Annotated in this window: 16 protein-coding genes and 1 riboswitch; of the genes, 5 read left to right on the top strand and 11 right to left on the bottom strand. The window is 50.6% G+C overall.

The annotated features are described in order from the left end of the window. Positions 1-315: 315 nt before the first annotated feature. The 3 genes from J2Z65_RS24855 to J2Z65_RS24865 all read right to left on the bottom strand — a co-directional run bounded on the left by J2Z65_RS24855 (position 316) and on the right by J2Z65_RS24865 (position 3,220). A complete protein-coding gene (locus J2Z65_RS24855; RefSeq protein WP_167055933.1) occupies positions 316-1,245 on the bottom strand; it encodes an EamA family transporter in 930 nt (309 codons plus the stop codon). 162 nt (positions 1,246-1,407) lie between these two features. After that, positions 1,408-1,556: riboswitch (FMN riboswitch) on the bottom strand. An 84-nt stretch (positions 1,557-1,640) separates the two neighbouring features. After that, complete coding sequence (locus tag J2Z65_RS24860) at positions 1,641-2,210, bottom strand: CBO0543 family protein (protein WP_167055902.1); 570 nt, start codon at positions 2,208-2,210, stop codon at positions 1,641-1,643. Between the two features lie 104 nt (positions 2,211-2,314). Further along, positions 2,315-3,220, bottom strand: coding sequence for a DMT family transporter (locus J2Z65_RS24865; protein ID WP_167055898.1), 906 nt, complete (start codon positions 3,218-3,220; stop codon positions 2,315-2,317). A 127-nt stretch (positions 3,221-3,347) separates the two neighbouring features. Between J2Z65_RS24865 and J2Z65_RS24870 the strand changes: the two genes are divergently transcribed. Further along, entirely contained in the window at positions 3,348-4,793 is a 1,446-nt protein-coding gene (locus tag J2Z65_RS24870; RefSeq protein WP_167055894.1) for an aminotransferase-like domain-containing protein, read from the top strand. Between the two features lie 487 nt (positions 4,794-5,280). Further along, positions 5,281-5,754 (top strand): CBO0543 family protein, encoded by a 474-nt coding sequence (locus J2Z65_RS36175; RefSeq protein WP_425326210.1) that lies wholly within the window; start codon positions 5,281-5,283, stop codon positions 5,752-5,754. 58 nt (positions 5,755-5,812) lie between these two features. Here J2Z65_RS36175 and J2Z65_RS24875 read toward each other — a convergent pair whose 3' ends face one another. Then, positions 5,813-6,550, bottom strand: a complete 738-nt coding sequence (locus tag J2Z65_RS24875) for a ThuA domain-containing protein (RefSeq protein WP_167055891.1) — start codon at positions 6,548-6,550, stop codon at positions 5,813-5,815. Between the two features lie 210 nt (positions 6,551-6,760). Here J2Z65_RS24875 and J2Z65_RS24880 point away from each other — a divergent pair, with 210 nt between their 5' ends. Then, positions 6,761-7,696 (top strand): helix-turn-helix domain-containing protein, encoded by a 936-nt coding sequence (locus tag J2Z65_RS24880; protein ID WP_167055888.1) that lies wholly within the window; start codon positions 6,761-6,763, stop codon positions 7,694-7,696. A 5-nt stretch (positions 7,697-7,701) separates the two neighbouring features. Here J2Z65_RS24880 and J2Z65_RS24885 read toward each other — a convergent pair whose 3' ends face one another. From J2Z65_RS24885 to J2Z65_RS24895, 3 genes are read right to left on the bottom strand one after another with little or no spacing between them, the layout of a single operon-like run. Further along, entirely contained in the window at positions 7,702-8,523 is an 822-nt protein-coding gene (locus tag J2Z65_RS24885) for an SPL family radical SAM protein (protein WP_167055885.1), read from the bottom strand. A gap of 32 nt (positions 8,524-8,555) precedes the next feature. Then, entirely contained in the window at positions 8,556-9,125 is a 570-nt protein-coding gene (locus J2Z65_RS24890) for a methylated-DNA--[protein]-cysteine S-methyltransferase (RefSeq protein ID WP_275691021.1), read from the bottom strand. Positions 9,126-9,145: 20 nt separating this feature from the next. Further along, complete coding sequence (locus J2Z65_RS24895) at positions 9,146-9,694, bottom strand: bifunctional transcriptional activator/DNA repair enzyme AdaA (RefSeq protein ID WP_167055882.1); 549 nt, start codon at positions 9,692-9,694, stop codon at positions 9,146-9,148. A 152-nt stretch (positions 9,695-9,846) separates the two neighbouring features. On the opposite strand from J2Z65_RS24895, the gene J2Z65_RS24900 reads away from it, so the two are divergent. Together J2Z65_RS24900 and J2Z65_RS24905 are read left to right on the top strand one after the other, a co-directional pair. Continuing rightward, positions 9,847-10,785 (top strand): DNA-3-methyladenine glycosylase family protein, encoded by a 939-nt coding sequence (locus J2Z65_RS24900; RefSeq protein WP_167055879.1) that lies wholly within the window; start codon positions 9,847-9,849, stop codon positions 10,783-10,785. Between the two features lie 24 nt (positions 10,786-10,809). Beyond that, positions 10,810-11,421: a VTT domain-containing protein gene (locus tag J2Z65_RS24905; protein WP_167055876.1), complete on the top strand. Its 612-nt coding sequence runs from the start codon at positions 10,810-10,812 to the stop codon at positions 11,419-11,421. Positions 11,422-11,582: 161 nt separating this feature from the next. Here the strand turns inward: J2Z65_RS24905 and J2Z65_RS24910 are convergent, their stop codons facing one another. The 4 genes from J2Z65_RS24910 to J2Z65_RS24925 form a co-directional block, all read right to left on the bottom strand. Continuing rightward, positions 11,583-12,413: a hypothetical protein gene (locus J2Z65_RS24910; RefSeq protein ID WP_167055873.1), complete on the bottom strand. Its 831-nt coding sequence runs from the start codon at positions 12,411-12,413 to the stop codon at positions 11,583-11,585. A 99-nt stretch (positions 12,414-12,512) separates the two neighbouring features. Next, positions 12,513-13,724, bottom strand: a complete 1,212-nt coding sequence (locus J2Z65_RS24915) for a multidrug effflux MFS transporter (RefSeq protein WP_420850783.1) — start codon at positions 13,722-13,724, stop codon at positions 12,513-12,515. A gap of 277 nt (positions 13,725-14,001) precedes the next feature. Continuing rightward, on the bottom strand, positions 14,002-17,574 hold the full coding sequence (locus J2Z65_RS24920; RefSeq protein ID WP_167055868.1) for an OmpL47-type beta-barrel domain-containing protein: 3,573 nt from the start codon (positions 17,572-17,574) through the stop codon (positions 14,002-14,004). Positions 17,575-18,140: 566 nt separating this feature from the next. Continuing rightward, on the bottom strand, positions 18,141-19,772 hold the full coding sequence (locus J2Z65_RS24925; RefSeq protein WP_167055865.1) for a helix-turn-helix domain-containing protein: 1,632 nt from the start codon (positions 19,770-19,772) through the stop codon (positions 18,141-18,143). Positions 19,773-19,774 lie beyond the last annotated feature (2 nt).

Below are 19,774 nucleotides of genomic sequence, written 5' to 3' on the forward strand. Positions count from 1 at the left end.
CGTTGTTACGTTGTCTCATTCCGCTCGCCTCCCTTTATATGAATAGTACCTTATTTCCCTAGGTACTCTCCAATTTAATTAGGGGGCTTAATAGTGAAGGGACACTACAATCCTCTATTCTGCTATTTTCGCTGAAATGTAAGCTATTTCGGGCAAATAAGGCCCTGTAGTTCCCTCTGGGGGCTGAAATTGCCCGTTTTGCTCAAATAGCGCCCTGTAGTTCCCCTATGATCAAGCGAGAATCCCCTGCCAAGCACACAAAGGGCTGTACAGAAAGTAGAACTTTCCGTACAGCCCTTTTCTATTTTAGCTAGATCAAGCCGCTTTCTTGCTTTGATTGCGGCCCATCGCCCACAGGGTGAGCCAGATCAGGATGAAGCCCGCGAGCTGGCCTACGGTTAGCTTCTGCCCGAAGACAACCCAGTTCATGAGCACACCAACTGCCGGGAATGCCAGTTCCGCGAGTGTTGCGAAGAACGCCTTGGTCGAGGACAGCCCCTTATAATACAGGAGCATAGAGAGCAAGCCCGGGAAAAACGCCTGGAACAACAGATTCACCGCAATAAGCGTCAGTCCTCCGCCAGTGCCGGTTACGTGCCAGACATCTCCGCTCGCCAGAAGCACAACCGTCAGCAATGGAATAGCGAGCAGGAATCGAAGTGAAGTGACGATGGGGAAGTCCAGCTTTTTCTGCAGCAGGAACTTGCCCATGACGGTCGAGCCGCCCCATAAGACAGCAGCCAGAATCGAAAATAGGCAGCTTATAGTGCCTAAATCCTTGAGGCCCATTTCTGGCGATGAAAAGCCGAACGTCAACAGATACGTGCCAAGTAGCGCAACGGCAATATAAGCAAAAAATTTAGAAGGCAGCGTTTCTTTGAGCATCACGCGGGCCAAAATAATTGCGAATAAAGGCTGCAATTTCTGCAGGAGCAGTATGGCGTTCGCATTGCCGTGCGCAAAAGCCGCCGTGAACAAAATGGTCGCAACCGCCGATCCGCCCCATGAGATGAACAGCAAAGCGCCAATGACCGCAAATGTCAGCTTACCGGCTAAGGTCTTGCGGTACTTTACCAGTACCGGCAGCGCATAACAGGCAAGAAGCAAATGCTCGATAAACACGATTTGCGCCGAGGTAAAGCTTTTTAACAATAAGATCCGAAAGAGCGGGTCGAGCCCCCAGAGCGTGGCTCCAAGTGCCACATACCAAACTCCGCTGATACCGCCCCAGCGTGTTGAAACCACATCTGCACGCTTTGTTCCTAGCTTAAATGCATTTTCCAATTCAAAAACCTCCTAAGGAATTTTGAATTGAACCCTCTGAAAGAGACAATGCCCCCGCTCGTCGATCAGCGGGGGCATTGACAAACAGACCTGCCAAAAACATAAGTTTTCGGGCAAGCTGTTATTCACCTTCTCCCATCCGGACTTTAACCGTCGGCCTTGGAATTCCACCAAGTCAGTCCCAGCCTAACAGGCCGGGAGTCGCGGGCTTAGATACAAACGCACGTATCCTCACCGCCGGTAGGGAATTTCACCCTGCCCCGAAGGTTCAACTTCTATTGAAGTGTATCTTATCATGTTACAGTTTAACTGGCAATACATTTTTCGGACCGTTGGCGTGAAAAATCTAACAGCCTTTACTTCATTTTGGAAATCGGAATATGGAAATACAGGATCAAAAAGGCGGCTCCGGCAAAACACAGCAGCCACGCCCACAATGGCTTTGTAAAATGCAGGCGCAGCCCAATGAACATGAAAACCCAGACCGCAATGGACCACCAAAAATTCCAGTTATTATGATAGGTGAGCATTTTTATTAGCAAGAACAGACCTTCAATGCCTGTAAATATAGCAGACCAAATAGCAGCATAAACGATTTGTTTCCAAAGATGCGATTTGAACGGATACTTGGAAAGGTACACCAACACAATGCAAGGAAGATTAGTAAATGCAATAAGGAAATCTGCAATCGTATGATTAGGAGTGACCGCGGATTGATGAAATTTCCAAAGTGAATAATTATACATAAGAAGGCTGATGAAAAAGTCCACGCAGATAGCAAACAGAATGGTCGGATAATAGGTTCTCCAATTTCTCCAATCCCCTAAAAGCCAAGCTGCAATCAAGCATAACAAGGCAATAATTATAGGTAAATACGAAGCAATTAACGCTGTTACGTGACCCATCACATAGCTCCATTCCTGCAAAGTTTACTCCCCTGTTCAAGCTAAACAAATGATACTATGGTTATTATTTCTATTCATGCCGATTCGTATGAAACAGAGAGCAATTAACTTACAGGCCTGCACATCTACGCGGTTTTTCTTCTTTGCATCAACGGCTTCAAGCTGTCCAAATTCGCACAAATCGTTCCGGCGATAACGGTCAACACGCCTGCAGCCGTTACCCAAGTGATTGTCTCACCGTAAAAAACGACCCCAACGGCCAAGGCAATCAACGGAGATATGTACAGCCACGTTGCCGGAAAGACCGGGTTAGTTTTGGCAACTAACCAATAGAACAGACTATGTCCCACCATCGAGCCGATTACGATTAAATAGAGCAAAGAGCCGGCCGCTTTTGGAGAAAATATAAGCCGGACATCCACATGTTCTGTGAACAATGACAAAAGCAGCAGCAGCAAGCCCCCGCAAATCATCTGGGCCGCGTTCAACGCAATCGGCGAAGCCTCAGGGAATTGCTGAATGACACGTTTGGAGTACAGGGCGCCACAGCAATAGAACAGCTCACCGACCAGAATCGCCGTGCTGCCAATCACCCAAACGATATTAGCGGATACCGCGAGTTGCGGGAGCAGCAGGATGACAATGCCTGCGAAGCCAAGTATGCAGCCGAATACGGAGAGCGCTGTCGTCTTCAGCCGCAGCACAAAGGTTTGCAGCACGAGAATCATAATCGGACCGGTAGCCGATAAAACGGCGGCAATCCCTGAAGAAACATATTGCTCGGCCCAGTACAAGGTGGAGAAGGTTCCGAAGGTGAGACCGATCCCCGTAAGCAGCATTTCTTTGCGGAATAAAAGGCCTAAGCTCGCTTTTTTCCTCCAGATCAACCAACAGAACAGAAGCAGACCTGCAATGAAAAACCTCAAACCCGCTGAGAAAAAAGGTGGCGCAGAAGCATCTACCCCAACCTTAATCGCCAAAAATGTCGTGCCAAAAATAAGACATATAAGCAAATAATTAAAAATAATCATAGCTGTTCCCCCTTGGTATGTATCTTGGTATGTATCATACTAGGTAAGGAACAGAACAGTTGCTTGAGAGCAGAACAGATCCCCAATGATTCCTTTATTATAAAATTAAAAGAGGGGGGCACGATCGATGAAGAATTCGCTATCGTCCGGGAAAGAAACTAACCTGCTTTTCTTACAGGCCTATGACTATATTGTTACCCGAATGGATCGCGGGGAGTGGAAAGCACACGACAAGCTCCCCTCCATCCGGCTTCTTGCGCAGGAGCTGCAGGTGCACAGGCTGACCGTTTTTCGAGCTTATCAGCTGCTGAAACAGAATGAGAGAGCTTATGTCAAGGAGAAATCCGGCTACTTCGTAAGTCCTTGTAAACCGGAGGAGCATGTCCTGCCTGAGCATGCGGATGCGGAAAGCACCCGTTTGTTCACATCATCCAGCGCCTTAAAAAACTCCTTGTCTGAAATTCAACAGATACCCGTCGAATATCAATTCTCACAAGCACTGATCGATCCCAATCTGCTGCCGAATCTTTTTCTGTCTGAGCATGTGAAGAAGGTTTTCGACATCTATCCAAAGCTCATGGGCACCTATTCCAGCGCCCAAGGGGATGAAGAGCTTCGCGAGTATCTGTGCCGTTACATGGTTCGGCATCATAATATCCAGCTAACTGTAAACGATCTTCTGATTACCACAGGAGGCCAGCAGGCGATTGACCTCATTTCACGGATCTATATCCGTCCGCTGGATTCAATCTTAGTCGAGCGGCCGACATACAGTGCTGCCCTCGATATTTTCCGCCAGAAGGGAGCGCGGTTTATTCCTGTCGAAATCACCCCGGACGGCTATGATCTGGCGAACGTCGAGAGGCTCATGGAGAAACACAAGCCGCGACTTTTCTACATGAATCCCACCTTTCATAATCCAACGGGGTATACCGTCCCCGCGGCACAACGCAAGCAGCTGGTTGAACTGGCTGAACGCTATCGCTGTCTGTTGATTGAAGATGACGCCATCCACGAGATGTACTTGGATCAGCCGCCCCCTCAACCCATGTTGACTTACGACACAGAAGGATGGGTGGTGTACCTGCGTAGTTTTAGCAAATATATCGCGCCTGGGCTGCGTATTTGCGCTGTTATGGGAGGTCCCTCGATCATCAAGTCGCTCATTACGGCCAAATCGTTGGCCGACAACGGCACACCGCTCGTCAACCAGAAGATGTTCCTGCATTACTTTGAATCGCCCCGGATGCAGCAGCATTTGGAGAAGCTGCGCATCGCCCTGCAAATTAGAAAAGAAATCGTGGAAGAGGAATTGGCCTCTACGGGATGGCATTGGGTCAGTCCCCAAGGCGGCTTCAATCTGTGGCTCCAGCTCCCGGATTTCATACCGGTTGATCAGCTGTTGGAAGATTGCCTCCGGGAGTCTGTCTCTTTCGTACCGGGGGAGATCTGCGATCCGCTCAAGGAAATGAGGTCTTGGATCCGTTTAAGCTATTCCTTCGTGAATGAGGAGCATTTGCGGGATGGCGTCAGACGGCTAATAAAAATTGCCGGACGCTATGAAGCCCAGTAACATCATTAGCTTTAGGCAAGAAGCGAGGAAGAAAAATAGTTGGCGTAGACCGCGCCCATGTTGCGCACAATCCAATCCGCATTCACGCGCGCTTGCTGGGATTGATGAAAAAGGACGCAACTTGGATGTGAACGGCGAGGCTGAAATCTCTATGTTGTACTCTGTACAACATCTTGGCAGTGATTAAGCCCCGATAGCCCTCTATGTTGTACTTAATACAACGTTATGAGCGGAAAGAGGCCGATTTCGAGGCCATTCCGTTAAAATGATTGTATTTCATGCAATCAAATGCGGCTATACAGGGTGAATATGGCTTTTACATTGCACAAAATAGAACATAGACCCTAGCCCCCTTCCTTGCAAAAAAGAAAGCCAGCGCGATGTTTATTCACGTTCCCTTTTGAAGAAACTAACGGATAAACAATAATGGGTGTTTCTACTCACTTTAGGGGCTTTTTCCGTGATCTTATTTACCAATCTAATATTCGTGATAACTGCAATCCTTACACGAGCCTATAGACAATGGCAAAAATATTATGATGTCATGCTCTTTGTTTCTTTCTGCAACCTGCTCTATAACTTCATCTGTAAGGAACACTTAAATTGGGCATATAATCCCGATCTTTTGTTAACCCACAAAACGGCTGACATTTTGAATACATTCGTTTTGCTTCCCACCACAACTCTCCTTTATCTGTGCCACTTCCCTACTGACAAACTCAAAAAAGTAATCTATTATCTCATTTGGGTGACCGGTTTTTCGGCTATTGAATATATCTGGTTTTTTTTCGGCCGAATCACCTATCATCATGGATGGAATTTTGTATGGTCAATCGGATTCTACTTCCTCATGTTCCTTACGATCAGATTGCTTCACACCAAGCGCGCGATTGGGCTGTTTATATCTCTAATTTCGGTCGTGTTCTTGGTCATTTACTTTAAAGTCCCTTTGCAGGAATAAAAAAAGCTGTTCCAGTTGGTCAGATAAGACCTTCCGGGACAGCTTTTTAGTCTAGTGATTAAGCTTTAACCTTCGCTTTAATTTCTTCAAGCGGCTTATGATTACCGTATTTCGGATACTCACGGGTAGATGGAGCAGCCCACTGAACCGCATTGGAGATGACGCGGCGGATTTGCTCATTGTAGTACGTACGGTATGTCTCATGACCTGGGCGGAAGTAGAAAATCTTCCCGTTGCCGCGATTGAACGTACAACCGCTGCGGAATACTTCCCCGCCTTCGAACCAGGAAACCATAATCAGCTCGTCCGGCTGCGGGATATCGAAGTGCTCGCCGTACATTTCCTCAGCTTCAAGATCGATGTACTCCCCAATGCCTTCCACGATCGGATGGCCCGGAGCCACAACCCAAAGGCGTTCTTTCTCGTCCGCTTCACGCCACTTAAGATCGCAGGATGTGCCCATCAGCTTCTTGAACACTTTGGAGAAGTGTCCGGAGTGCAGCACGATCAGCCCCATGCCCTGCCATACACGCTTTTGAACGCGATCTACGATCTCGTCCTGCACATCGCCGTGTGCTTTATGTCCCCACCAGATCAGAACATCCGTGTTATTCAAAACTTCCTCGGTCAAGCCGTGTTCTACATCATCTAACGTCGCATAAGTGATCTCGACATTTCCGCTGATGCCTTCGCCAATTGCTGTATGGATCCCGTCCGGATACGCGGCGCGTACGATTTCACTTTCTTTTTCATGACGAAACTCGTTCCAAACCGTAACTTTTAGCTTCTGACTCATCTTCTTATTCCCTCCAAGAAAAGCGTATTCATTCATATTGTTGAGTATAGTCCGTCCCTTTCCTGAATGAAAGGCAAGATTGTGCCTATTTATTATTCAATAGTGTCCTTTGCATGTAAACAATGTTATACTTTCTCTTGATAAATCTTACCTTTAGCGACATTTTACATATTCAAAAATGTCCTTCCCCATAGAGAGGTACTAGAATCCATGGAATCCCTACACAGCGCTTTCACTGAAATTGTCAATGAAGAAGTCATCTATCAGAATCCGCTGCTCTTCCTAAAAATATGGGAGCTAAACTCGGACTCTGCCCTTTTCGGTCCGCCTGCCCCCTGGTGCTGGCATTCACATCGGCAAGTTGAATTCCTTGTCGTCATGGAAGGCCTGCTCGCTATTCAAACCAAGCACGAACATACGGTATTATCGGCTGGAGATGTGATGGTTTTAGGTTCCTCTCAGCCCCATCGGACGTACAAATACTCCGCAGGCCCCTTGCGCCAAATCGTTTTCCAAATCGATCTGAAGCAGCATTTTGACCTCAGTACGATGCCTTATCTACACTGCTTTTCGGAGCTGACGCACCCGCTTGAGCAGTTTAATGAGCTGTTTCGGGGCAACCCGGCTGTGAAGCAAGCGGCCTATGATCTCATTCTCCAGATTTACGAAGAGTCGCTATCCCGTAAGATTGGCTACGAACTGGCCATTAGCGCGGCGATTAAAAACCTGCTGCTGCTTTTGCTGCGCAATGACAATCGCGATCTATCTGCGCATGCCGAGGAGTCCGGAATCGCTCGCTTGCGCCCGGCGCTTGATTTCATCGATGAGCATCTGAGTGAACGGATTACGGTTGAAGACGTCTGCACCCTGCTCAATTTAAGCTATCATTACTTTATTAAGTATTTCAAAAAAGTGATGGGGATATCCTTCGTGGATTACGTGAATTACAAGCGCATCAAAAAAGCCGAGCGTCTCCTGCTAACAGGCGACCTCAGCATGATGGAAGTAAGCTTTGAGGTTGGCATCCTCAACATGGCACAGTTCTATAAGCTGTTTAAGCGGCATAATCAATGCTCGCCCAAAGAGTTCAAACAACGCATGCGCAGTCAAGCGGGGGCTCCCCCCCTTCTGACGCATGCGGATTAAATGCATCAGCCTGGCAAGAACCCTTGCTGGCTGACGAGGACACGCTCCTGCGGGAAATGCCGCAGGAGCTGTTCGTGCACGCGCTTGTAAGCATCCGGACTGTACCAGTCCAAAAGCTCCAGCGCGTCATAAATCGCGCGCACGCCGATACGTGCCGTGCGCCTGCCCCCACTGCCATCGCCCATGAAGTAATCGTCGATGCATACCCGCTCCACGATGCCCGCCAGCCGCTCGGCGAACTGCTCCGAGCTCGGCAGCGCCGGCGCAATCGTGGCCTGCACGGGAATGCCGCGTGCTGCCAGCTCGCGGAGCGCTTCCATCCGCGCCGGTATCGGCGGCGCGGACGGGGTGAACGCTCGGCGGACATCCTCGCGGTCCGTCTCCACCGTCATGCTGACTCGGACGCGGTCGCCGAGCAGCTCCAGAAGGTCCGCGTCCCGCTTCACCAGCGGGCTGCGGGTCTGAAGGAACAAGAAGTCCGGCGGCTGCACGGACATCGCCTCCAGGAGCGAGCGGGTGATCCGCTCCTTATGCTCGCTCGGCTGGTACGGGTCCGTCGCCGAGGACATGAAGATCGTGACCCGGCCTTTGCGCCTTGCCTTGGCCAACTCTTTCTCCAGAAGGGCGGCCGCATTTTCCTTCACGTCGACCCATGAACCCCAGGGCTCGCTGCGAAACAGCGCCACCGGCATCTGTCTCACATAGCAGTAGGAGCACGCAAAGGCGCAGCCGGTGTACGGATTCAGCGTATGCGTATATCCCTCCAGAAAGCCGCTGGCTTTGGTCAGCAGCTGCTTCGCCGACTTGCGGTTCACATCGATCTGCATGCGTTCACCTCTCTTTTCTCTTTCCCGTGCTCTCACAGGATCGCTTTTTCCAAAACCAACAGCTTCTTCTTATTCACCAATCCGCCTCGATAACCGGTTAAAGCGCCATTCTTGCCTACGACGCGATGGCATGGCACTACAATGAGCACCGGGTTAGCGCCAATCGCGGTGCCGACAGCTCTAACAGCGCTCGCTTTATCCAGCTTCTGAGCGATCTGTGAATAACTGACCGTTTCACCGTGTGGAATTTCGTTCAATGCCCGCCATACGTTTTGTTGAAACGCAGTGCCGCGCAGATCCAAAGGCAGCGTAAAAGTCTTGCGCAATCCTTGCAAATACTCTTCGAGCTGCTGCACATAAGGCTCTAACAAAGCCTGCTCCTCAGTCCAGCTATAATCCGGGAAATGATTACGCGCCAATTTGGTTAGTTCGGACCACGCATCCTCTTCGTCAGCAGTCCCCTGCTCAGCGTCTCCCTCCTGATATTGCAAATAGATGAGCCCTTCGTTCGTTGCTGCGATCAAAAAGCTGCTGTCCAACAAACGAGCGACTCCCCAGTAAATGGACTTAGCGGCTATCCCAGCTTCTTTCGTTTGCATCATGGAACCCTCCTCGGTTATGGTTAGATGGTGGAAGTTTGACGGTATTCGGATGGGGTGAAACCCGTCTTTTTCTGAAAAAGTGTGGCAAAATGGGCCGCGTTCGCAATGCCCACCTGTGCACCGATCACATTCACTGGCTTATCCGTTTCTATTAACAGCCGTTGAGCGGCTTCAATCCTGAGTTGTTGCAAGTAAGTGAGCGGCGTAACGCCCTTCACTCGTTTGAAAGTCCTTTGCAGGTGATAGACACTGGCATAGAAATGCTCGGCCAGAACCGAGAGCGTCAACGGCTCGGCATAATCTTCCTTCATATGGTCAGCTATCAGCTCGATCCACTCTTCATCCGGCAGGCGGATGCCGTCCGGCCTGCATCTTTTGCAGGGACGGTAATGTTCAGCGACCGCTTCTTGCCGATCATGAAAAACCCGGACATTCTCTCGCTTCGGCAGCCTCGATTTGCAGGAAGGTCTGCAGAAGATGCCTGTTGTCTTGACCGCATAATAAAACTTACCATCATAAGCGGTATCATTCGCCACAATTGCTTGCCAATATCTGTCTTGCATGACCATCCATCGCTCCTCTCAGCGCCTTTTCTCTACTAGCTCAGTATACCCAAACGGGTCCCTTCTTGTAAGGGATGCGAGATGAGAAAGCAAGATTACGAAAGTCCCTTTCAGCGATAATGGGGAAGACCAAATAACCGATTACAGGAGAACTGACGATGCAGTCCTTTGACCCTTCGCTTCTAACTTGGTGCGAGCAGACAAGCACCCTTACGCTGCCGCTGCCAAAGCCTTTTCAATTCGAGCAAAATCTTGGCTATCTGACTCGCTCCACGAATGAGTGCCTATTCTATGTGGATAACTCTGATATTTATAGGCTGCTTCTCATTGGGGATAACCGTGTACTTATCGCTGTCAACAGTGAGGATAACTTGGATCTACGTATTCGCATCCTGTCTACGGACAACGCCATAACCGAGGCTCTTCTTGAGGACACAGCTCGTTATGTGTGGGAATGGTTTGATCTTGGTACGGACCTTACGCCGTTCTATGAGCTAGCCGGGCATGATCCTTTGCTGCGCCAAGTCACCCAGGACTTTTATGGACTGCGCCTGCTCGGGATCCCCGATCTTTTCGAGGCGATGAGCTGGGGCATTATCGGGCAGCAGATCAACCTGACTTTTGCCTACACGCTCAAAAGACGCCTTGTCGAAGCCTTCGGCACGCAGCTGGATTGGCACGGACGAACGTACTGGGCGTTTCCTGCGCCTGAGCGGATTGCCGAGCTTGCTCCCGAAGCCTTGACCGCCTTGCAATTCACGGGTAAAAAGGCCGAGTACTTAATCGGCGTTGCCTGGATGATGGCGGAGGGTCGGCTTGCCAAGGACGAGCTGCTGCAGAGAAACGATTTTACAGATATGGAAAAAGAACTGCTAAGTATTCGTGGCATCGGCCCGTGGACAGCCAATTATGTGCTAATGCGCTGCTTGCGCAATGCAGCCGCCTTCCCGATCGCGGACGTTGGCTTGCACAACGCGCTAAAGCATGTGCTTGGCTTGGAGCAGAAGCCGACGCTTCCCCATATTCGCCAGCTTGCTGAGGGTTGGAAGGGCTGGGAGGCCTATGCTACTTTTTATTTATGGCGTGTCCTCTATTAGAGCGTAAGAAGGAGCGAATTCACCGTGAAATTTCTGGGGTTAATCGAACATTTATTTGCTCAGTACGGCTACTTGGTCCTGCTGCTCGGGCTGCCTCTGGACGTTATCGCGCTTCCAATCCCTCCCGGCAATACGACGATGACGTATACAGGATATTTAGCTTATAAAGGAGTGCTGAGGTGGGCTCCGGCGATGATTGCTGCCTGGGTCGGGTCGATGATCGGCATGACGATCACGTATTGGATCGGATATAAGCTGGGAACGCCGATTATCGAGCGTTATGGCAAGCTGCTGTTCCTGAAGCCCAGCCATTTGGAGAAGACGCGGAACTACTATGAGAAGTTTGGCAATAAATTGCTGCTTTTCAGTTTTTTCTTGCCTGGCATCAGGCAGTTTATTTTTTACTTCGTAGGCATCATCCGCATTCCATACCGTATTTTTGCGGTTTATGCTTTCACCGGCTCTGCGTTATGGGTCGTCGTCTTTTTTGGAATCGGCTACCTATTCGGTGATCAGTGGCATGCGATTTTCATGTGGGTGGAGCAGTTTTTGATTTATGCCATGATTGGCTTGTGTGCTGTGTTGGCGGGGATTCTGTTGTTTAAGTGGCGGAACCGCTTAAAGACGGGGATTTGATGGCGCTCTTAACATACAAAAAGGTTGCCCCTTCGTTCTTGAAGACCGAAAGAGGCAACCTTTTGTAGTAGATAAGAAAGTATAAGCTTTATACTTTTGCTTCGCATCTACCTCGACAAACGCGCTCGTCCTAAAAGGACGACGAAGTCGTTTATCCTTGGTTACTGTGGTGCTGCCGTTGGTGCCGGCGCTGCTGGCTGAGCTGGCTTCCCTTTAAACTTAAAGCCGTTATGCTCCGATTTCATCGTGGGCACGCCGCCTTTGCGCTCAACGAAGCTTTTCAGCTCATCCGTTAAATTGTCTTTGAGCTTAGCGATTAGCTGGTCTTCTGTGATTCCCTTATCCTGCGCGATTTCGGCAAGTGACTTTCCTGCTTTGCGCTGTGTGTTCAACTCATCTTCCGTGATCCCCAGGATCGTGGCGATTTCAGCTGAATTTCCGAACATTCCGCCAGGCATCATGCCTCCACGTGGTCCCGGCACCGCAGCGCCTTTGAAATCCATCACACGCGGTTTGGATTCGACGATTTTTTTCAAACGATCCGCCAGTCCCGCTTTCATCTTGTCGGCCTGCTCTTGTTTGATTTTCCCGGCAGCGAGCGCGTCGTCAATCTTTTTCGTCTCGGTTTCGGTTAATTTGGCCAGGAGCGCATCTTCCGTTAAATTCGCTTTGTCCTGAGCAATTTGCACGAGCGTTTTGCCTTGCTTGATCTCTTCTTTCAACACAGACGGATCAATGCCAAGAACGGCAGCGAAATCGAAAGGACCTCCTTTACCGAATTCAAAACCGCCTTTGACTGGTCCATGTCCCTGGTCTTTATGACCGCGGAAATCTCTATGCTGGTTATCCTTGAGTTTGTCCTGCTGTGGTGCAGGCGTTGCCGTACTCGTTTCATCCGCGAATGCCTGATTATGCTGAAGCACAAGGCCACCACTAATAAGCAAACCTGCTGCGAGCGTACCGACCAGCACTTTCTTGTGAATAAGCTTCATCCTGTAACTCCACCTTTTTCATGAAATGGTCTATTTTGCTTCAGTATACAGGCCAATTGTGAAAAAAATTTGAAGCTAATCGTCATTCAACAAAAAAGTTTACGCCGTCTTCCTGCCCTTCGTCATCCCTACAAAGCAAAGAATTGCCCCAATCTCCATCAAAACAATAATGATGCCCAGCGGAACTGCGGTATGGCTGCCGCCAAGACCAACAAACGGAGCAATCACGCCCCCGATGATAAAAGAAAGCAGTCCGAGCAGCGCTGCTGCGCTCCCCGCCGTTTTCCCTTGACTCTGCAGTGCGAGCGAGGAGGTGGCGACAGAGACGGGCCCCACGCTGGAAACAATGAAGAAAAACGCAACAAGAATCGCTGGAAGCCCCGCCCCGGTGAGAACGGCGATGAGCAGCAGCAGACCGCCACAAGCAGCCATAGCCAGTCCCCCGGCCAGTAAGCGATGGTCGCTCACCTTACCTGCAAGCCTTCCCGTCACTTGACCGGCAATGATGACACCCAGCCCGTTAACTGCGAAGCAAACGCTGAACATTTGCGGAGAAACCCCGTAAATCTCCTGCAGCACGAATGGCGAGCCGGATATGTAGGCGAACATGCCGGCAAAGACGAGCCCTTGCGTGAGCGCATAGCCCATGAACATCCGGTCTGTAAGGAGACCTCGGAACGTTCGCAGCGTGTTGGCTAGGCCGCCCTTCGAACGGCGCTCCGGCGGATGCGTTTCCTTCAGTCCCCACGTGGCGGCAATAAGCATGAGCAGGCCGATAATGCCGAGTACAAGGAACACGCCACGCCACGATGTGAACTGCAAAATCTGCCCTCCTGCGATTGGCGCAAGAATGGGCGCAGCCCCGTTGACCAGCATGAGCAGCGCAAAAAACTTCGTCAGCTCCACCCCTTCATACATATCGCGAACGATCGCTCGGGAAATGACGATCCCCGCTGCGCCTGCCAAGCCCTGAAGGAATCGGAGACCGAGGAACACCCCGATGGATGGCGCGAACATGCATAGGACCGACGAGACCGCATATAGGATAAGTCCGATCAGCAGCGGCATTCGTCTTCCGCGCACATCGCTCGCGGCCCCGGCTATGAGCTGGCCGATGGACATGCCGAGCATGCAGGCGGTTAGGCTCATTTGTGCCAGTGAAGTGCTGGTATGGAGATCGCTTGCCAGATCCGGCAGCGCCGGCAAGTACATATCCAGCGAGAGCGGCCCGAAGGACGCCAGTGAACCGAGCACGAGCACGATCCATAACCGGCTGTAACGACCTGCGGAAAGGCCGGTTTGGGAAGCCATTTGGTTGGACATCTTGATCACAAACTTTCATTTAGTAGTTAATTTAAGCTATCACTGTGCTTGGATTTTGTCTAGTCCGTTTGGGGCGGAGATGGTTGCGTTCAAACTCTAATTCAAGCAGCCCTCACGCTTGGTTTGAACCAAACGTGAGGGCTGTATGATAAATAACTTGTTGTTATATTCGGCTGCTAAGAGCGCCTTTTTCTGACCTCTCAACGCCTGAAGAGTCGCTTCCCCTTCCCGAGACGTCCAAAAAGGACTTCTCAAGTGTAAAAAGCTACTTCGTCACCTTCACTGTCAACTTCTCACTCGAGGTAACGCCGCCCGCATTGACCAATTCACAGCGGTACTCGTACACGCCAATGGCACGACCGGCGATCGCACTCACCGCGCTTTGAGCACTAGGCGAAGCTGCGCTTAACGCCTTCGTTTCGATCAATACTCCATTTTCGTATAAGCGGTACTCCGTAGCATTGGTGCCCCACCACATGTTCATCGACACCTTATAGCTGCCGTCTCCATCCCAATTGTCTTGGGAAAGCACCGGTTTGCCAGGTGCTGCATCGGTGATCTTCACGACAAGCGGAGCGCTTGTTGTCGTTCCAAAAGAATTAATAAGTTCACTTGTATACGTATAAGTGCCATTCGCTTTGCCTTTCACTTCCACTTTGGCCACTTGAGCCGCCGGAGATGCATCCGTCAGCGCTTGTGTATGAATGAGCGCGCCATTTTCGTACAGCTTGAACACGGAACCGTTGTTGCCCCACCACATGTTCATCGTCACTGTGAAGTTGCCGTCTTTCAAGCCAGTCGCTTGACCGCTGTTGTCCGACAGCACCGGCTTGCCTGGTGCCCCTAAGGACAATGGCTTCACAACTGTAAGGGTGACAGCGCCTGTTTGCACCGTTGTTCCATTCAAGGTTACGGCTGCTTTAATCTGCGTCGAACCTTCCGCCACCGCACTGACTTTGCCCTGTGCATCAACGGTCGCTACTGCTCCGTTACTTGTGCTGTAAACAATTGCAGCACCGCTAAGATCAGCAGGCGCTCCATTGCTTAACACACCCGCTACATGGGTAGCTGTCGTTTCGCCCGGTTTGAGCGAAGTTGCATCAGCCGTAAGCGTTGCTTGGCTGAGCGTAACACGCGCGCTCACCTGGAACGGCACGGATGCTTGCGCGATATTACCCGCTTTGTCCACAACTCGATACCCCACTGTGTGTGTGCCGAGCCCTAAGCTGCCTGCCGAAATCGTTTGGCCGCTGTTGATCGCAGCGCCATCCAAAGTCAACGACTGTTCGGCAACGCCTGAAACAGCATCGGTACTAACCAACGCAAAAGTTAACGTATCCGCATCCGTTACATCCCCAACCGGATGTCCGGACTGCGTTAAGACGGCTTCCGGAGCGGTTTTATCCAGTTTCACCTGCAGCGTTTTTAGAGCTTCGGCATTCCCAGCCGCATCGGTGGAAGAATAAGCCAGTGTGTTCGCACCTTCCGTTTGAATCACCACAGGCGCCTCATAAGGAACCGTTCCGCCGCCGTTCAAGCTGAATTGGGTTGTAACTGCACCTGCTTGATCATCCACTGCTGATAAAGAAACGGTTACATCATCCTTGAACCAGCCCTCGCCATTCGGAACACCTGACAAAGATGCCGTTGTCACAGGTGCTGCGGTATCCGCCGCCGCTGTAAAGTCGCTTAAGCCGCGTGGCTTTAACTGGAATACACCTTTAAAGATGGCAGCGACCCCTTTGATGCTCACCGTTTGTCCCACTTGATAAGGGAATGTGCTCTGTGTCAAACCGGTCCTAGCATCAACACGGATGTGATTGCTCACCGAGCCTTTTACTGCATCGAATTCAAAAGACCCCGCTGGTGTAGCGCTAATCACATTGCTCACAGTAACATTGCTAAGCTCGATCAGTTGTCCTTGATTGTCGCTCGTGACCGCTGCCACTGCTGCAGCCGCCGGAAGAGCAGAGACACCTGTTTTTTCAATAGCAACCGGATCCGTTAATTCCAGCTCCGTATTGAATACAGCTGTAGGTGCCGTAACCTTCACTTTATCCCCCTGATGAAAACCGCTCAAGCTTTGGAACACATAGATTCCGCCGGTTTCATCCTGCAGGTAGAATGCCTGGCCGCCAAAAGCGCCCGGTTCTGTCGTTACAATCCCTTCCACGGTCACTAAAGTGCCGGCTGCTTTACTCCGAGCATCGGAGATATCAATCTTCGCAGGGATTGGGTTTTGCTCTTCGGGTAAAGACTCCGCAGGTACGTTGCCTAGGGTAACACCCTCGGTTTTCAAATTCGTAGAAGCTTGACGCAGGCGTAAATTCGCCGCAGCCGTTGTTCCCGGCTTAATGCGAACCAACAAATCCTTCGTTGCATGGCCGTTGATATCCGAGGTCACACTGAACTGTGCACTATACCCGTATGCTGTAGGCCATGTGCCGTCTGCATTCTGAACCATCGCAATTTGCGTGCCACCGCTAGCCAAATAAATACCTACGTTGAACCCAGTAGCCGTCGTAGACGGAGGCAGGTTATCAACTACGACCCGCAGCGGGAAGTCCACTGCATTCGGCAGCGTCGCTTGATGCACGAAGCTGTAGGCCGCGCTCGCCGTTGCCGCAGGTCCACCATAGGAGCCCGCCTTGAAGGTGCTGCGGTCATACCATTTGTAGCCGGCATTTGGTGCAGCCCATGGCTCAGGTTGTGGCTCCGTGGAGGCAGCAGGCGCTTCAAAAGGCAGCAGCGCCGTCGGCTGATCCAACTGCAAGCCGCTAACTTCTGATAAACTTGTGTAGCTTTCTTTTTTCGAAAGCCAATTCACCATATTGATAAGCAGGACGCCATCGTCCACTTCTTTGAAACCGTCGTACGTCGTCTTCTTCGCACCTGTATCCTCGCGCAAATACTTCGGCGTCGCATCCTCAACCGGTGAGGAGTCACCGATGAATCCAGCTTTGCCTGCCCCTGATTTCGCTACGGCAACGAACGGGCCTTCGGCCACGCCGCCTCCGTTATATACACCTTGATCGACTGCATTCGCCCAAGCTTCGTTCGTTTGCGGCAGGTACACGATCCCTTTGGCTTTAGCAGGATCGATGATCGCCAGCGTTGAGCCTGCATGCATGGCTACACTCGATACGCCTGTCGTAATACCGAAAGATTGTGCAGGCGGAACGATCTGATTTGCATTAATATCGCCTAAGGCGTTGTAGCGGAAACGCAAGCCGAACTGGGTCGCCAACCAATCCGAGCTGGCTACATCCTGCATGGCCGATGAAGTGCTTTCTTCGGCGCTCATGCCGCTGGCCGGGTTCGTCCACGCACCGCGGCGATAGCCGTTAAACACTTCCGAACCGTCCCAACGGTTCTTATTGCGGTCCGCATTGTAATGATCTCCAATGAAGAAAATACTGCCGCCACTCTGCACATACTGTGCCAGAGCCGCTTGCTCGCTTGTCTTGTAAGGAACATTAGACTCCGCCACGACGAAAACATCATAGCCGCTCAAATCGCTGAGTGTGATGGGGGTTGTTTTACGCAGCTCTTTGACGTAATAGCCGTTATTCGCTAAAGCATTCGCAAAATCGGAAAAAGCACCGTCGATCACCCAATCCGCCGCTCCTGCGGTCTGTTCATGCGTGTTGTCGAACAGCACCTTCTTCCCAGCATTTTCGTTTACTACTTTGGCTTCAATGAAAGGAGCCGGATCACTTGGCCCTTCCGCCATTACCGCCTGCCAGCCGCTAGTCGCCAGCACTTGAAGAGGCAGCGCTACCGTCAATGCTAGCACTGTTTTTAACGCTTTTGCTTTCCATCCCGCTCTCTTACCCATTACAATTCCTCCTTAGCTACTAATGAGACAAGCCTAGTACCACCCCTTATTTTACCATGGTTCAAAAAGCAATAGTGCAATTATTTTGTAAAGATAAGGAAATTTGTGCAGACCGCCAAGATTATTTTCTTCGGTATTACAAACCTCCAAATCTCCAGATTTCATTTCTCCTCCGACTATCACATTGAATCATCCGTAGTCGTCCCATATTGTGTCATCAGGAACAACAGTCCTCTATTTGCCTCACATTCAGCCAACTAGCCAAGGAGAGGGAACCAGGGTCCGCTATTTTGCCCATTTTGGTCAGAAACAGCCTGCCAATAGCAGATAAGACCCTGCAGTTCCCCCAAGAACATGAAATCGGACCATTTAGCTCAAATAGCGCCCTGTAGTTCCTCATCGCAAAAAAAGAGGGCTGTCTCGGAAGGTCAGAAAGACCTGAGAGACAACCCCAAGATAACCCCATATATCGCTCGCTCACAGCAACTTAACGCTGTAAAATAAAACAACTTAAACTCATCCGCACACGCGACACTCATGCACAACAGCCCTGCGCCCAACAGCACTCACGACGACGGAGTCCCCTTGGTCTGCCCGCGAAAGACATTCGGCACTGTTCCCGTATGCGCCTTGAACAGCTTCCCGAAATAATTTTTATTTTCGTAGCCCAGCATATCGGCGATTTGTTCCACGGTTTTATCCGTGATTTCCAGTAACTCCTTCGCCTTCTCCATTTTCATTCGTGTCACATACTCCACGAAATTCTCGCCGGTTTCTTTCTTGAAGAGCCGGCTTAAATAGCTCGGATGAAGGTGCAGGTGCGCCGCTGCGTCTTCAAGCGATATTTTCATATGCAAATGATTATAAACGAAGCGCTGACACTCCAAAATCTCCCGGTTGTGCGACTCGCGATATACTTGTCCTGCCCACTGAATCGCCTGCTGCAAATAATCCTTCAGCCACAGCTCAAGCTCTCTCACGGAAGACAGCTCATGCACATCATGATGCAAAAGCTCAGAAGAGAACGTGGATTGGTAATGCTGCAGCGATTTAAGCCGCATGCGAACATCAAGAATCATCTTCAGCAGCCATTCCTTCACTTCCATTGGACGAAATCGGTGATATTGAATGAAATCAATCCACTTCGAGACATACATATCAATCAAATCCGACCGTTCATCGAACACGACACTTCGAAATTCCTCCAGTGTCTGAGCATATTCCGCAAGCAGGAGCCCTCCGTCTCCAAAGCCTGCCCGGACATGCTCCAGCTTCACGACTGAGCTTTCCGGCAGATAGAAGCGCAAGCTTCTCGCTTCCACCATCCGAATCAGCTGATCTTTCAAAGACCGCACGTCCTTGGCCGGACTTCCCGTAATGAACGAGAACGACACCTTCGCATATTGCTGCAAACAGCTCTGCAGATGACGCAGTGTCTGCTCGACTTTCTGGCTGTTGTTCACATGCATGCTGCCAAATTGCGGGAAAAACAAAATAATTTCGCCTGTATCATACGTGAACAGCGTCGTCTCCTTCTGATCGACGAGCAGCTCTTCGATAATATTTTGAATCGTATAATCGAATAGATCCTTCGTTTGGAAGCGCTGATTCGCCTCTTTCGCTCGATTGGCATAACCGAAAACCGGCAGTACGCCGTGCTGTCCAAGGCGCAGGCCGAATCCTTCCGCCTGTGCGCTCCACTCCTCCGAGTCGAATAACGGTTCATTCACCGTACTACGGATAAAATGGCGCTTGGACGAGCTGCGGTGCAGCGCGGCTTCCCTCTCGAGCTTGCGGCTTTTGGAGAGCACGTGATCCTCTGCATCAAGCTGCTCCTTCAGCCGGCCAAGCACCTCAGAAATGTTGCTTATATTCATCGTTTCTTTCAGGATATATTCGCTCACCGAAAGCTTCATCGCTTTTTGCGCATAGTGAAAATCATCGTGACACGACAGGATGACCGCCTTCACGTGAGGATCTCCTTCGCGGAGCGTCCGGATCAGATCCAGCCCGTTCATTTCCGGCATGCCGATATCACTGATCAGCACGTCGGTCTTTGTCTGCCGCCCCGCTTCCAGGGCGTCCAGCGGATTTTCAAAGGCTCCCGCCAAGCGGAACCCCAGCTCTTCCCATTTAATCGCAGAGCTTAAAAATTCAAGTACTGGTAAATCATCATCCACAATCATCACGGTATACATGC

The sequence above is a fragment of the Paenibacillus aceris genome, assembly GCF_017874035.1.
Taxonomy (GTDB): Bacteria; Bacillota; Bacilli; order Paenibacillales; family NBRC-103111; genus Paenibacillus_E; species Paenibacillus_E aceris.